Here is a 14,955-nt window from a genome sequence, read left to right on the forward strand (position 1 = left end):
TAATCAAGAGTGCTAATACTAATATTAAATTATCAAATCTCTCATATTATGTCAACGGAATCGCTTTATTCTCCCAATAAAAATTGCTGAAACACTTCGTTTCCAACAAATCGTCCCTTTCGACTAAGCTTTACCCCTTTTTCATCCTCGATAAGCAAACCTTCCCGGACAAGTTTTGCAATTTCATTGCCAAACGTTTCTTTCATTGAAACACCGAGCTTTGTTTCAAACTCTTCAAAAGATACACCGTCATTTTTGCGCAACCCCAGAAACATCTGTTCTTCACATTTCTCTTCGTTTGTAACTTCGTGCCGGTGAAGAATGGGTAGTTCGTTATTGTTTATGGACTCGATATATTTTTTTATTGGACCAATATTGGAATAGCGCTTACCCTTCAGATAGCCATGGGCGCCTGCCCCAAAGCCTGCATATTCATCGTTATCCCAATAGATTTTATTATGTGTTGATTGACGCCCTTCTATTGCAAAATTGCTAATTTCGTATTGCTGTTTATGATTGTCCTCCATGCGCCGCATTAGCAAATCATACATTTCCGCTTCCAGGTCTTCGGTAGGCAAATGGAGTTTACCTTTTGCATATTGAATATAAAAGATGGTTTTTGGCTCTACAATCAGCGAATACGCAGAATAATGCGGCAAATCCAAGTCAAGTGCCCTCTCCAATGTATCCTGCCATTGGTCCATTGTTTGGCCGGGCAAACCATACATTAAATCTATGCTTATATTTTCAAATCCCGCTTTTTTTGCTTGTTTAATCGTTTCAAAAACATGTTCATTGGCATGGGTGCGCCCAAGTTTTTTTAACAGCGTTTGATCGAAGGATTGTACGCCCATGCTCAATCGGTTTACTCCGCCAGCCAACAATGCCTCCAGCTTATCCTCGGATAGTTCATCAGGGTTTGCTTCGGAACTAAATTCGATTAACTGCTTTGTAGGGAGGCTGGCCCCAATCAGTTTTAAAAGTCGCTCGATTTGCTTGGCCGACAAGGCAGTGGGTGTTCCGCCGCCCAGAAAAATAGTTTCAATCTGTTGAAACTGCTCGGGTGTTTGACTGACAGCCATTTCAATTTCTTTCCCGACGGCTTCGATATATTCATCCACTGGCTGGTTTTTAAAATATACTTTATTGAAATCGCAATAATTGCAAATTTGATGACAGAAAGGAATATGTATGTAGACACCCCGCGCCATGTAAATCCCTTCTTCCTAATAAAATCTCTTTTTCCCTCTATTGTACCGTTTCCATATAAAAATTCAATTTTGCGGTTCTGTCATTTATTTCCGAACTTAAAAGGCAGTAAAATTATAAATAGAAAATCTCTAAATTTGTGCATAGAAAAGGCCCCTTCTAATAGAGGAAGCCAAGATGCAACCTGTACAGCTCCATTAGAAAGGACCCATTATAAGTTTAAATCATGAATTAATTTTTAATTAATTTTCATTCATTGCTTCTTTCATCATGACCACTTCTTCATGCTGCTGTGGTTTGCGTTTTAAAGTATAAAGCATAAAACTTGCGAGTATACACAAGCCGCATAAGAAGTACATACTTGAAGTAAAGGAGAAGACCCCCAACAAGTAAGGTCCTGCAAATCCACCTAAGGCTGCGAATGAGTTAACCAATGCTATTCCCACTGGTGCCGTTGATTCGGTGAAGAATTGCGTCTTGTAGGCAAAGAAACAACCAGCGAACATATATAAACCGATAGAAGCAAATGCCAACATAACAACCATCAACCCAGGTGAAGAAATAAAGCTGCTTGCGACAAATCCAATCGTTGCAATAATGAAACTTGCGATTAAGTGTTCCTTATATTTTCCTGTCCGATCTGAATTCCATCCTGCAAACAGTATTGCCGGAATTCCCATTAACGCTGGAACGGAAGCCAGCCAGCCAATACTCATATTCGCAGTGCCTACTGCCGAAAGATTTTTTATGATTGTCGGCAGCCAGAACGAAAGCCCATACATACATGTGTAATTGGCAAAATAAATCAAGGCCAATCTCCATACTTTGCTATCCTTAAGCATTTCCTTTTTAGAAACAACATTAACTTTCAAGCTCTCATTTCGTTCTTTTTCAATTTCGCCTTCCAGCCAATTTCTTTCCTCTTTAGTTAACCACTTTGCCTCACTTGGGCGGTTGGTTAAATAGAAGATTACAACAACCCCTAAAATAATAGCAGGGATTCCTTCCAAAATGAACATCCAACGCCAGCCCTGCAAGCCTGCCCAGGCAATATTGTCGATGATCCATGCGGACAATGGAGCTCCCACCAAGCCTCCAAGCGGCAATGCCAGCAATAGGGTTGCTGTCGCACGCCCACGTTCTCTCGCTCTGAACCAATAGGTTAGATACAATATAATCCCTGGGAAAAATCCAGCTTCCGCAATTCCCAGTAAAAATCTCAAAATATATAAATGGGTTGTACTTTGAGCGAACCCCGTTAATATAACGATAATTCCCCAGCTTAACATGATGCGCGCAATCCATAAACGAGCTCCTACTTTGTGCATAATCATATTGCTCGGAATTTCAAAGAAGAAATAACCTATAAAGAAGATTCCTGATAACAATCCGAAAACTTCAGCAGTTAATGCAAGGTCGGCATTCATCTCTAGTGCCGCAAAGCCTAAATTCACACGATCAAGATATGCAATGATATAGAGTAATAGAACAAACGGCAAAATACGAACCATCGTCTTTTTTACCGCGGATTTTTCAACTGCTTGAATATGATTCATTTCTGCCCCCCTAAGCGTGAAACGTTAATCAATAACCAAAATTATTCTTAATAAATATAAATTCGACAGGCTACAGTCTCTCCCAAACGCTCGCAATCCCTTGACCCCCGCCGATACATACAGCGGACACACCGTATCTTGCCTGGCGTCTTTGCAATTCATAAGCAAGGGCTAATGTAATTCTAGTGCCGCTTGCCGCCAAAGGATGCCCAAGGGCAACTGCGCCGCCATTGACATTTCCTTTTTCCAGAGGGAAACCCAGTTCTTTTTGGCAGGCTAAATATTGTGCGGAAAATGCTTCGTTAATTTCAATTAAATCCATATCTTCCAATGTAAGATCTGCCTTTTTTAACGCACTTTGAATGGCTGGTACAGGACCAATTCCCATGTATTTCGGTTCAACCCCTACAACATCCCACGATACGAGTCTAGCAATCGGTTTTAACCCTTTTTCTTCTGCATATTCGCTCGTTGTAATAATAACGGCAGCCGCGCCATCAACCATTCCGCTCGCACTGCCGGGCGTGACAACCCCATCTTCTATAAACCGTGCCTTTAATTTGGCAAGCTGTTCAAGACTCGTTTCCCGAATATGTTCGTCCTCATCCACCATTTTGCTTCCTTTTCGGCCTTTCACTTCCACTGGAACGATTTCTTGTTTGAAGTAGCCTTTTTCTCTAGCAGCAATGGCACGTTGATGGCTGGATAGTGCATGTGCATCGATTTCCTCTCGGGGAATATTATATTTCTTGGCAAGGTTCTCAGCTGTCACACCCATTGAACATTCTCCGTATGTGTCATACAATCCATCCCACACCCAATCCTCAATCCGTGGTCCGCCTAACGGGCTTCCCCAACGCATTCCCGGGATAACATGGGGTACCTGGCTCATGCTTTCCGTGCCGCCAGCCAATACCATTTTCGCTTCACCTGTCATAATGTAGCGTGCTCCTGTTAAAATTGCTTCAATGCCGGTTCCGCATAATCGATTTACCGTCAGGGCCGGCACCTCAATCGGGATACCCGACTTCAAACCAATGTGCCTAGCCAGAAAATGCGCATCTTTGCTGGATTGCTGGACATTCCCGAAAACCACTTGATCAATATCGTCAGGCGCAATATTCGCTTTTTTCATCGCTTCTTTCGCAGCAAAAACCCCTAAATCAATTGCAGAAATCTCGCGGAACGATTGTGAAATCTCGGCAAATGCAGTACGTGCTCCTTCTACCAATACAATATTACTCATATTATTCTTCCTCCCTTTTTAAACGCTTACATTCCAGTCAAAAGTTAATTTAAAATTTTCTCTTCTGCGTATTCTAAAGAAATGCCTACCTTCTCACTTAACTCTTCAATGGTAATATCCTCGATTATTTCAACTACTCTGACACCATCATCCGTGAACTTGAATACAGCATAATCTGAAACAAATAGCTCTACACGGCGAATGCCACTGGTTTTATAAGTCAAGTTAGACACAAGTTTCGACTCGCCTTTATTATTAAATAAGGTAGCAGCAATGATTACTTTCTTGGCTCCCGCAACTAGATCCATTGCTCCTCCAACGCCTAGGATGGGCTGGTTCGGTACTGCCCAGTTTGCTATTTCTCCCTTTACATCCACTTGAAGTGTTCCTAAGATTGCAACATCAATATGGCCACCGCGAATCAGAGCAAACGAATCCGCACTACTGAAAAAAGATGACCCTTTAATTGCCGTTACAGGTTCTTTGCCGGCATTCATTAAATCAATATCAAGTTCTTCTTCAGTTGGAGCAGGGCCGATTCCCAACAACCCATTTTCCGATTGCAAATATACTTCTTTTTCTCCCAAGTATTGAGGTACCAAGGTCGGAATGCCGATTCCTAAATTGACAATTTGCCCTTCTTCCAATTCTTCGGCAACTCGCTTTGCGATAAGATGTCTTTTATCTTGACTCAACATAATTCACTCCTTGTTTCACAAATTTACTCTGAATTACATAATCAACATAGGCATGAGGCGTGATGATTTGCTCTGGATCTAGTTGTCCTACTTCAACAATTTCATCCACTTCTGCAATGACAATTTTTCCGGCGGTGGCTACCAGTGGATTAAAGTTTCTAGCCGTTGTGTGGTAAATTAGATTCCCCAATTTGTCAGCTTTTGCAGCTTTTACAAACGATACATCTCCTTTGATGGCTTTTTCGAAAATATAACGTTCCCCATTAATTACACGCTCTTCCTTGCCTTCCGCCAACTCTGTTCCAACTGCCGTTTTCGTGTAAAAACCGCCTATTCCGGCGCCGCCTGCTCTAATGGCTTCAGCCAGTGTTCCTTGGGGAATCAAGTCGATTTCCAGTTCCCCCTTTTGCCAAGCGGTTACTGCTGGCTTATTAGTAGAAAAAAAGGATCCGACCATTTTCTTGATTTTTCCTGCTTCAAATAATTTATGAAGGCCTAAGCCATCCTCTCCGAGATTATTGCTCACAACCGTCAATTCACTAACATCAGAGTGTAATAGTTCATAAATAAGTGTCAATGGGCTTCCTGACAACCCAAATCCACCGACCAACAACGTGTCACCACTTTTAACTAAGTTGCTTACTTCATTTGCCTGGATTACTTTTCTCAAATTTCCTACCTCCCTAAGCGTAAATCATTAAGAGAATACCTTTTGATGAATATTCTAATAATTTGATATATTTAGAATAATAACAACCAAAAAAATCATTATCAAACCTAATATTCTGCTATGTGGCAAAAGTGAAATTTTATCGAATTTTTTATACGAACCCATTTTTATAGGTAATTGTTATATCGTTCACCTTGATTTGACAGCATGATTATATAGCCGCTCAGTTAATTGTATTGCCACTTCCTCCATCTTCGTTATACACGAAGTAATATATGTAGAGTGCAATCGTACATCAGGCATGATGACTTCAATTGCTGCAATCACATTTCCTTTATTATTTTTTATTGGAACTGCAATCGACCCCATATCCGAATCAAAAATGTTATGGCAGACTGCATAGCCTTGTTTTTGAATTTGCGGCAATTCTTTTAGCTGGACAGGTATTTTTTGCGAAGAGTAAACGGAATTTTCTTCTGATAATTTTTCCAATAGTTCCTCTTCCTTTTTTTCCGACAGCAATACAAAACCCGCACTTGAGCTAAATACCGAATGCGTTTTCCCGAGATAGGTCAAACCATGATAAATCGGCATCCCTGAATCTACCGAGTTCAGGTAAAAGGTTTGAGAATGATCCAAAATACATAGCGAAACCGTTCCTTGCAGTTTGCTGGATAGCTCCAACAAAAAAGGATCGGAAATAGTATATAAATCAAAGTCCTTTAAAATCACCGACTCGAATGTTCGAATAAAAACACCCAATCGGTATCGGTTGGTTCGATGATCCTTGGCAATAAAACCTTCCTTTTTCAGCGTGGACAAAAGACGGTGTGCTGTACTGTCTGCAACCGCTAGACGATTCGCGATTTCTTTCAAGCTAAACTCTTGCTCTTCCACGCTATACAAATCAAGCAACCGGAGTGCATTTTCAAGTGAAGAGAAATTTTTTTGCTTCACTGCCGTCACCTTCCATTCTAGTTTAATTCGGAATATATCCCATGCTCTTTGAAAATTCATTTGCCGTTTTAACGACCCCTTCAATTATTTCGGGGATTTCCATCCGTTTAGTGGGTCCGGTAACACTGATGGCGGCAGCAACCGTGTCATTGTAATCGTAAATTGGCGCAGCGATGCTAGTAATCCCCTCTTGGTATTCGTCAGTACTCGCCGCATAGCCCTGTTTTTTGATTTGCAGCAAATGTTCCCTCAACTCTGCAGCATTGCGAACCGTTTTGGAAGTAAAAGGATAAAACCCTTCATTGACAATTTGTTGAATGATTTCATCTTGTTCCTTCTTATTTTTGAATGCCATCATCACCTTTCCACACCCCGTACAATAAACCGGGGATTGTTTTCCGATGTAAGTGGACAGATGAACTGGATACCTGGAATCCAGTTTATCTAAATAAACCGTGTGTGTTCCTTCCAATACACCGATATGAACAGTTTCAACAAAATCCTCAAGAAGCTTGTTTAGCAGTTGCTGGGCTTCCTTTGTTATTTCAAATCTTGTCTTGACGATTCCGGAAAGTTTCAAAACCGATAGACCTAATCGATACTTTTTCAAACCGCCGGCACCTTTTGTTAAATAGCCATAAACCTCAAGGATATCCAATAATCTTTTAGTCGTACTAATACTCATCGCTTTTGCTTGTGCAATTTCTGTCAGTGTCCATTCATCTTTTTCCGCATTGAATAAACGCAAAATCTGCATGGCATTTTGTACCGTTTGGATACTATAATCCTTTGTCATTCCCTCACACTCCTATTGAAGAATGAAATTCTATTTTCCAAGATTCATACATGCTTAATCGGTGATCCTTCAATATTTCTGCTTTAAATAGCAAAAACGCCAACAAATTAAGCTGACGTTTCGGATGATGGCATTCAATTTCTTTGGCAAATGCCGATATATAAATATTTGATTGAAGGAGGGCTGAACAGCTGCTCAATAGACTTCCATCGAACCTTTCTTTGACATAAAGACATGATGGCTATCCGTTAAACTTCTTCTTCTTTATGTTGCAGCAATAAATCACGCAAATCTTCAGGAATCGGAACAGCTTTAAGCTTCCCTTCCGTTGAAGTCCATGCCCGTACGCCATATCCTTCCGCTATTAAACGGTCTTCCAGGTAAAATTGATAATTGACCTTGAATACTTTTTCTTTCACAAATTCAATACTGGTCTGAATACTTAACTCTACGTTAAATGAAACTGCTTGTTTAAATACGCAATGCGTTTCCAAAAGCGGAATCGCCAAATGGTCTTTCATTAATTGGTCTGTTGGGTATCCAATTTCAGAGAATAATGCATGGGTTGCTTCATCCATCCATTTATAATAATTCGGGAAAAATACAATTCCCGCTGCATCTGTATCTCCCCATTGCACTTTGACTGTATAATTCATGTTTTCCTCCTTAAAAGTGATGTGTTGCTTGTTCGAGTACTTGTCCAATACTCATCTAGATAATTATTTTATAAAATTTGCAAAAATTTTGTTCACTTTCCAAACATCTTATAAGGAAATTTAATGATTGAAAAGGCTACTATTCCGCTATACGGAAAAATCGCATAAGTAATCTTACTATTTAGAAGATTATTTCTATTTTACATGATATTTTAATAATAAGGAATTAAAAGTTAGGGGGGCTTTAGATGACACGCACTGCCAATAGTTCGTTAACAAACGCACTGCGAATTTTGAAATGCTTTTCAATCGATAAACCTGAATTAAATTTAAGTGAAATCTCCGAGATTCTGAAAGTCTCTAAAAGTACAGCTTGCCGATTGGTGCAAACTTTGGAAAGCGAAGGATTTATCTATCAGAATTCCTTTTTTAACACATATAGTCTAGGTTCTTCTGTTTTGGCACTGGCCAACACAGCTGTCGATCAGTTTGCTATTTTAAAAGAAACCACACCTTTTTTGAAAAAGTTATCATTCCAAACAAATGAAAGTGTACATATTGCCATCCTGGAGAAAAAAGACGTGATTTATTTAAAAAAAGAGGATAGTGAATATCGGGTCGAATTAAGATCGCATATTGGAAGAAGAAATCCAGCACACTGTACGGCATCCGGTTTAGCTATTTTGGCTTACTTAAATTCAGCAACCATTACCACTATATTTACAGAGCCATTGACAAGCTATACAAAATACACCATTACCTCTTTGGAAGAACTGCACTCCTATTTGCAGGAGGTCCGCGAAAATGGCTATGCGCTTTCGAAAGGGCATTTTATTGAAGAAATCGTTTCTGTAGGGGCGCCTATCTTTAATAAAAATAAAATGGTTGTTGCCTCGCTTACGGTTACCGGACCTGTTAAGCGAATGATTGCAAATATCGATAAAATGATTGATGCCGTAGTGGAAGTAAGCAATGATATCTCGATTTTCATACAAACTCACGAAAAGGATGTTGACCTTGAAGCATTCATTAGATGACAAATACTTCGTTGTATCCGTAAAAAATGCATTGCGTATTTTAAGGCAATTCACTCCCAAACTACCTGAGCTGGGCATTTCCGATATCGCTGAACGTATCGAACTGCCTAGCAGCACCGTTCACCGATTGGTAAAGGAGCTTGAAATTGAAGGGTTTCTTGTTCAAAATAGCAAAAACAAAAAATATCGGCTTGGGCTTTCCATTATTACGCTTGGGGGTATTGTTCAATCACATCAGGAAATATACGAAGAAGCCAAACCGATTCTTGCCAATCTTGCGTCAGAATTTCTATTGCCCGCGCATATTTGTGTAATGGAACATCATAAAGTGGTTTACTTACTGCGGGAAATGGGGGAACAGCCCGTAAAACTTATAACAAAGAGTGGACGCTATAATGATTTGCATTGTACAGCGGAGGGGCTTGCCATTTTGGCATTTAAAAGCCAAAAGATCATTCAGGATATCATTAGCAAACCATTAACCAAATACACCGATTATACAATTACGGATCCCAAGGAACTGAAGAAAGCAATTCAGCAAATCCGCTATAAACGTTTTGCAATTCAAAAAGATACTTTTGACATCGGCTATATCAGTTTCGCTGTCCCTATTCAAGATTACACGGGAGAGGTTGTCTCCTCTTTAGCTCTTATTGGCCATTCCAAGTATGTGAAGGAAAGTCAATACAAGGAGATTTTTTCAAGACTGCAAAAAGAGGCGAAAGTCATTTCCGAAATGCTTGGTTATTATGAATATTGAAATGAATAAATAAAGGATCTGAAAAATTCAGATCCTTAAAAAATCAAATAGCCAGGTCTATTTGCGACCGACACTGCAGCTTCCAACGATTCAAAATTTTCACCACTGCTCAAACTGCGTCAAGTCAAAATATGTCTGAATGAAGTTAAATAGCCAAGTCTATTTGCTGTTTATGTATATCTACAAAAAAGTCTATTGCCGAATATTTTGCAAGGTTTGCAGCAAAATCCTCTGCACACTCCTTGGATTCAAAGCTGATGGCACCCATTTCTTTCGTCAATTCAAAACGATTGTTTACCAATGTTAGTACGTAAATTCTTACCACCGGCTTATACGGACGCAATTGCTCCAAATTGTCTCCAGCCAGTAAAATTCCAGTTGTTTTGTCTTGTTGATTAACGATTTTTTTCATTACCACCAATTCATCGTACTCGAACCATTGCGGAATTGCTACATCAACAACATTCTCCATTTAATACATCTCCCTCGCAGTTTTTCTGTTGAAGCTCAAATTAATTCTATTAAGTACCAAAATTTAACAAATAAAAACCAAAGCAACTGGAATTTCTAGATAAATTGTACTACAACTATTCGGTAAAAAGAAGTGCAATTATTACTCATTTTCACTCATTTATTTAATATTTTAAAAATTAGCCTAAAGATAGTGTAAAAAAATGCAGGTTATCTCTGGATTTCTGAGATAACCTGCTGCATTTAATACTTAATATAATAATTATTTTTTATTATTATCATCCATTTTCAGCACTGCCATGAATGCTTCTTGCGGAACTTCAACCGAACCGACTTGCTTCATGCGTTTTTTACCTTCTTTTTGTTTTTCAAGCAATTTACGTTTACGTGAAATGTCCCCGCCGTAACATTTTGCAAGAACGTTTTTCCCCATTGATTTAATCGTAGAACGGGCAACAATTTTTTGGCCAATTGCCGCTTGAACCGGTACTTCGAATTGTTGGCGTGGAATTAATTCTTTTAATTTCTCAACAATCACTTTTCCGCGATCATAAGCAAAGTCACGGTGCACGATAAAGCTTAACGCATCGACCTGTTCACCATTTAATAAGATATCCATCTTCACAAGTTTGGATGGTTTATAGCCAATCAATTCATAATCAAATGATGCATACCCTTTTGTATTGGATTTTAAGTAATCAAAGAAATCATAGACGATTTCAGATAATGGCATTTCATAAATGATACTCACACGGCTTGAATCAATATAATCCATCGTCATAAAGTTGCCGCGTTTCAATTGGCAAAGCTCCATTACTGGGCCGACATAATCGTTTGGTACCATAATCGTCGCTTTTACATATGGTTCTTCAATACGATCTATTTTTTGAGGATCCGGCATCATGGAAGGGTTGTCCACTTTCAAAATATCACCATTTGTTAAATGCACATCATAGATTACAGATGGTGCTGTCGTAATTAAGTCGATATTAAATTCGCGTTCGATACGCTCTTGAATGATTTCCATATGCAGCAGACCCAGGAATCCGCAACGGAAGCCAAAGCCTAATGCTTGGGACGTTTCAGGCTCATACTGAAGGGCCGAGTCATTCAACTCCAGCTTTTCCAACGCATCACGCAAATCATTGTATTTAGCCGTATCGATCGGGTATAGACCGCAGTAAACCATTGGGTTTAATTTGCGGTATCCTGCAAGCGGTGCTTCTGCGGGACGATTTGCAAAAGTGACCGTATCCCCTACCCGTGTATCCCCGACATTTTTAATAGAGGCTGTCAAGTAACCAACATCGCCGACAGTTAGCTCTGATTGGGGAACCGCTTTTGGTGTATGAATACCGACTTCAATCACCTCAAACTCCGCTCCGGTTGCCATCATGCGGATTTTATCGCCCGCTTTTACCGTACCGTTGACAATACGCATTGAAATGATAACCCCTTTGTAAGGATCATAGACAGAGTCAAAAATCAATGCTTGTAAAGGTGCGTCCGGGTCGCCATCGGGGGCAGGAACTTTTTCTACAATTTGCTCCAAGATTTCTTCTATTCCTATGCCTGCTTTTGCAGAGGCAAGAACAGCTTCCGATGCATCAAGGCCAATAACATCCTCGACTTCCTGCTTTACACGCTCTGGATCGGCTGCAGGCAAATCAATTTTATTGATGACCGGTAAAATCTCCAAATCGTTATCCAGCGCCAAATAGACATTGGCAAGCGTTTGGGCTTCAATGCCCTGTGCTGCATCGACGACTAGAATGGCACCTTCACATGCCGCCAAGCTTCGAGAAACTTCATATGTAAAATCGACGTGTCCCGGTGTATCGATTAAATGGAAAGTATAAGTTTCTCCGTCTTTTGCCGCATATTTTAATTGAACTGCATTTAATTTAATCGTAATTCCGCGTTCACGTTCCAAGTCCATTGAATCCAGCAATTGCGCTTTCATTTCACGAGAGGTGACGGATTGCGTTTTTTCTAAAATTCGGTCTGCTAATGTAGATTTTCCGTGATCGATATGTGCAATAATGGAAAAATTCCGTATGTTTTTTTGTCGCTTTAATCGTTCTTCTCGATTCATGTCGTGTTCACTCCTAATCAAATATACCTCCTGCGCATCAATCTGTCCGGCGACAGATTGTCGAAAGATGCTAAGGACTTGATCCTTTTCATCTTTTGAGACGCTGGAGGCATTAACCTTCATCACATGTTTCTACTGAAAGTTTGGTAACCTAAAAGTTCTTCTATACTTCATTTCCTTTGAAAAAAGGCTAAACTTATTTGAATTATAGCAGTGTAACAACAACTTTAGCAATGATGTAGGCGAGAAAAAACATAAAATCTTCAGATTCATTGTTCGAATGTCTTCATTGAGAAGTTAAGTTAGAGATTTTCCTCTTTTTTCACGTAGGTTTTTGAAATGGCTTGAGCCAGCACGGCGATTGTCCGATAAACCTCATCTTCGGTGTTATCGATTCCTCCCACCTCAATCAACAAAAGATTGTCGGACAAATCTTGGTTATATACACCATCTACCCCTTTACCCTGCTTTTCGATAATCCCTCTGGATAGGTTGGGAATGATTTTGTTCAATGATTGGCTAATTTCGTTTGCATAGGATAGATTCGCTTTATAATTCGGATTTTCGGCCCCGATTACAAAAGCAACTTTCGCGTAGTTTACATTCTTATGTGCAATTGTGGTATTGTTTGCCTTCAGGGAATCGCGGTGAATATCCAGGATTAAATCATAGCGGTTTTGCTCAAGCTCTTTTTTCAAGTAGGGCCTAACAGTATCGTAGGACGCATTGATGGTTAATCCATTTTGTTTATTCAATGTCATAACATCCACATCAAGCGTTTTCGCATTCAACCCGTTTAAACGGAAATAATCTTCCATTGTCTTTTGCATGGAAAACAAATTGGTTTGATCATCGTAGACCTCGACCGTCCCATTTGCATTTTCGATAAACGGTTTGTAGGTTTCGTGAGAATGCGTAAATACAAACATCACATCAAATGAATCCATTGCCGGGGCCACATCCGTAGCTGTCACCTCTGTAGCCGACACTTCCGGAGAAGCTTTTTCCGAGGATTTGACATCTGTTGAAGCGTAGACTACTTGCTTTTCTTCTGCCATCGGAGGTTTATATTTTTCGTTGTTCGGAAAAGGCAATAGTCCTGTAATAATTGGCAACATAAAAAAGAAGAATAGAAAAACTGATAGCACTTTTAATTTTTTGAACATGGCATCCTCTCCTTCCACTACGATATGGAAAGAGAGGTCTTTTTAGAACTATTTGACTTTATGATCCATCCATTTATAAAGACACTTACTGATTAAAATGGCGTATTTGGTAACCCAAACATCTACTTCTTTCGGTGTGACAATCAACCTTTCCGGTTTCGTTGAAAATACTTCTTCAAATAATTGCAGACGATCTTCCGGTGACCACGTTGACCATTCACCAAAAATTGGTTTTATTAAGTTCAGATCCACGCGCTTATCTGGATCGGGTGTATAAGAAGAGACGGATAGCTTGCCAGATGGCTTCCCTTTTTCTTCAATCCTGGCTGCAATCGACCGAAATACATTTTCGATTGCATCTGCAATGATGACGGTCGAATCTACAACCGTAGGTATCCCAATCGCCGTTACAGGGACCCCCATTACCTCTTTGGATACTTCGGTACGCTGGTTGCCAACACCAGATCCTGGGTGAATTCCAGTATCCGTAATTTGAATTGTCTTGCACAATCTTGTACTTCCTCTTGTCGCCAGTGCATCAATGACCAGAACCAGGGAAGGTTTAATTCTTTCAGTTAGTGCCCCTATAAAATCACTAGTTTCGAATCCTGTTTGTCCTGTTACGCCAGGAGCATACATTACAAAATGATCACTCGGATTATCAAGCTGTTCATTTTGCATCGAATCAATAGCAAAAGGTCCGACTGCATCCGGAGTTATGGTTTTATTTCCCAATCCAACGACAAGAACTTTACTGTCTTTTGTAATTTCAATATCTTTGTGAATATCATCCAAATATTTGACGAATGACTTTTCCAGCTGTTCAAACCCATTATGGTCATCTACCGTTAGAGTAGGCACGGAAAGGGTAATATATGTTCCTTCCTTTTTTCCGATTTGTTCTTGACCGTTTTGATCCACAATTACTTTTGTCACTTTCACACGGCCATCTACAAATTCCTTGATGGACACACCGCCCGTGTGCTCTAATTTTTCTTTCTGGTGTTTGGTCCTATGTTCAACTACTTCGGTCGATTCATCAATTAAATCGGTTCTGCTCCAGTTTACTTCTGTCATTAATAATCACCTCATTTATATGGTGGTCAAACTGTCAAGTAAATATTCTTTGCATTTAACTATTGCAATTAACTCTGCAGTTTGGTAGAATGATTTTTGTTGTATTGACACATGAAATAGTGAGAAGATAACATCTCGATACCTTTCTAGGAGGTGAAAGATATGCCAAACATTAAATCTGCAATTAAACGTGTTAAAGTTGCTGAAAAAGCTAACCTTGCGAACTCTCAAGCTAAATCTGCAATGCGTACTACAGTTAAAAAAGCGGAACAAGCGATTGCAAACAACGCTGAAAACGCTAATGAATTAGTAGTAGCAGCTAGCAAAGCTCTTGATACTGCAGCTTCTAAAGGTCTTATCCACAAAAACGCTGCGGCTCGTAAAAAATCACGTTTAGCTAAAAAAGCTAACTAATATGTTAAAAGAGGTTTTCCATCATCAACTATCGATGAGGAAAACCTCTTTTTCTTTTCAAAGAATGCAGGCCGCTAACCGCAACTCCCGAATGCCTGCACCTCCTTATATAAAAACCAACCCCGGAGACACTCCCGGGATTGGTTT

Annotated in this window: 15 protein-coding genes; 3 read left to right on the forward strand and 12 right to left on the reverse strand. The window is 39.8% G+C overall.

Annotation, left to right across the window (positions count from 1 at the left end):
* Positions 1 to 65: 65 nt before the first annotated feature.
* From hemW to D1B33_RS06885, 8 genes are all read right to left on the reverse strand, one after another.
* A complete protein-coding gene (hemW, locus tag D1B33_RS06850) occupies positions 66 to 1,211 on the reverse strand; it encodes a radical SAM family heme chaperone HemW (RefSeq protein ID WP_118875621.1) in 1,146 nt (381 codons plus the stop codon).
* Between the two features lie 240 nt (positions 1,212 to 1,451).
* Positions 1,452 to 2,765, reverse strand: a complete 1,314-nt coding sequence (locus D1B33_RS06855; protein WP_118875622.1) for an MFS transporter — start codon at positions 2,763 to 2,765, stop codon at positions 1,452 to 1,454.
* Between the two features lie 70 nt (positions 2,766 to 2,835).
* Positions 2,836 to 4,011: an acetyl-CoA C-acetyltransferase gene (locus tag D1B33_RS06860; protein ID WP_118875623.1), complete on the reverse strand. Its 1,176-nt coding sequence runs from the start codon at positions 4,009 to 4,011 to the stop codon at positions 2,836 to 2,838.
* A gap of 44 nt (positions 4,012 to 4,055) precedes the next feature.
* The gene (locus D1B33_RS06865) at positions 4,056 to 4,709 is read right to left on the reverse strand and encodes a 3-oxoacid CoA-transferase subunit B (protein WP_118875624.1); all 654 of its coding nucleotides are present in this window, start codon (positions 4,707 to 4,709) and stop codon (positions 4,056 to 4,058) included.
* Positions 4,693 to 5,379, reverse strand: coding sequence for a CoA transferase subunit A (locus D1B33_RS06870; RefSeq protein WP_118875625.1), 687 nt, complete (start codon positions 5,377 to 5,379; stop codon positions 4,693 to 4,695). Before D1B33_RS06870 ends, D1B33_RS06865 begins: the two co-directional genes overlap by 17 nt.
* Before the next feature lie 189 nt (positions 5,380 to 5,568).
* Positions 5,569 to 6,336: an IclR family transcriptional regulator gene (locus D1B33_RS06875; RefSeq protein ID WP_158582931.1), complete on the reverse strand. Its 768-nt coding sequence runs from the start codon at positions 6,334 to 6,336 to the stop codon at positions 5,569 to 5,571.
* Between the two features lie 22 nt (positions 6,337 to 6,358).
* A complete protein-coding gene (locus D1B33_RS06880; RefSeq protein ID WP_118875627.1) occupies positions 6,359 to 7,132 on the reverse strand; it encodes an IclR family transcriptional regulator in 774 nt (257 codons plus the stop codon).
* A 248-nt stretch (positions 7,133 to 7,380) separates the two neighbouring features.
* A complete protein-coding gene (locus D1B33_RS06885) occupies positions 7,381 to 7,788 on the reverse strand; it encodes an acyl-CoA thioesterase (RefSeq protein WP_118875628.1) in 408 nt (135 codons plus the stop codon).
* Between the two features lie 248 nt (positions 7,789 to 8,036).
* Here D1B33_RS06885 and D1B33_RS06890 point away from each other — a divergent pair, with 248 nt between their 5' ends.
* Complete coding sequence (locus tag D1B33_RS06890) at positions 8,037 to 8,825, forward strand: IclR family transcriptional regulator (RefSeq protein ID WP_118875629.1); 789 nt, start codon at positions 8,037 to 8,039, stop codon at positions 8,823 to 8,825.
* Positions 8,806 to 9,585, forward strand: coding sequence for an IclR family transcriptional regulator (locus tag D1B33_RS06895; protein WP_158582932.1), 780 nt, complete (start codon positions 8,806 to 8,808; stop codon positions 9,583 to 9,585). Before D1B33_RS06890 ends, D1B33_RS06895 begins: the two co-directional genes overlap by 20 nt.
* Positions 9,586 to 9,730: 145 nt before the next feature.
* Here D1B33_RS06895 and D1B33_RS06900 read toward each other — a convergent pair whose 3' ends face one another.
* From D1B33_RS06900 to gpr, 4 genes are all read right to left on the reverse strand, one after another.
* Positions 9,731 to 10,057 carry a hypothetical protein gene (locus tag D1B33_RS06900; protein ID WP_118875631.1) on the reverse strand — a complete coding sequence of 109 codons (327 nt, stop codon included), beginning with the start codon at positions 10,055 to 10,057 and terminating at the stop codon, positions 9,731 to 9,733.
* Positions 10,058 to 10,318: 261 nt separating this feature from the next.
* Positions 10,319 to 12,151: a translation elongation factor 4 gene (gene lepA, locus D1B33_RS06905; RefSeq protein WP_118875632.1), complete on the reverse strand. Its 1,833-nt coding sequence runs from the start codon at positions 12,149 to 12,151 to the stop codon at positions 10,319 to 10,321.
* Between the two features lie 302 nt (positions 12,152 to 12,453).
* Positions 12,454 to 13,317, reverse strand: a complete 864-nt coding sequence (gene spoIIP, locus D1B33_RS06910) for a stage II sporulation protein P (RefSeq protein ID WP_118875633.1) — start codon at positions 13,315 to 13,317, stop codon at positions 12,454 to 12,456.
* Positions 13,318 to 13,365: 48 nt separating this feature from the next.
* The gene (gene gpr, locus D1B33_RS06915; RefSeq protein WP_118875634.1) at positions 13,366 to 14,394 is read right to left on the reverse strand and encodes a GPR endopeptidase; all 1,029 of its coding nucleotides are present in this window, start codon (positions 14,392 to 14,394) and stop codon (positions 13,366 to 13,368) included.
* 162 nt (positions 14,395 to 14,556) lie between these two features.
* Between gpr and rpsT the strand changes: the two genes are divergently transcribed.
* A complete protein-coding gene (rpsT, locus tag D1B33_RS06920) occupies positions 14,557 to 14,808 on the forward strand; it encodes a 30S ribosomal protein S20 (protein ID WP_118875635.1) in 252 nt (83 codons plus the stop codon).
* The last annotated feature ends 147 nt before the right edge of the window (positions 14,809 to 14,955 follow it).

This window comes from Ureibacillus yapensis, assembly GCF_003515775.1.
Classification (GTDB): Bacteria; Bacillota; Bacilli; order Bacillales_A; family Planococcaceae; genus Ureibacillus; species Ureibacillus yapensis.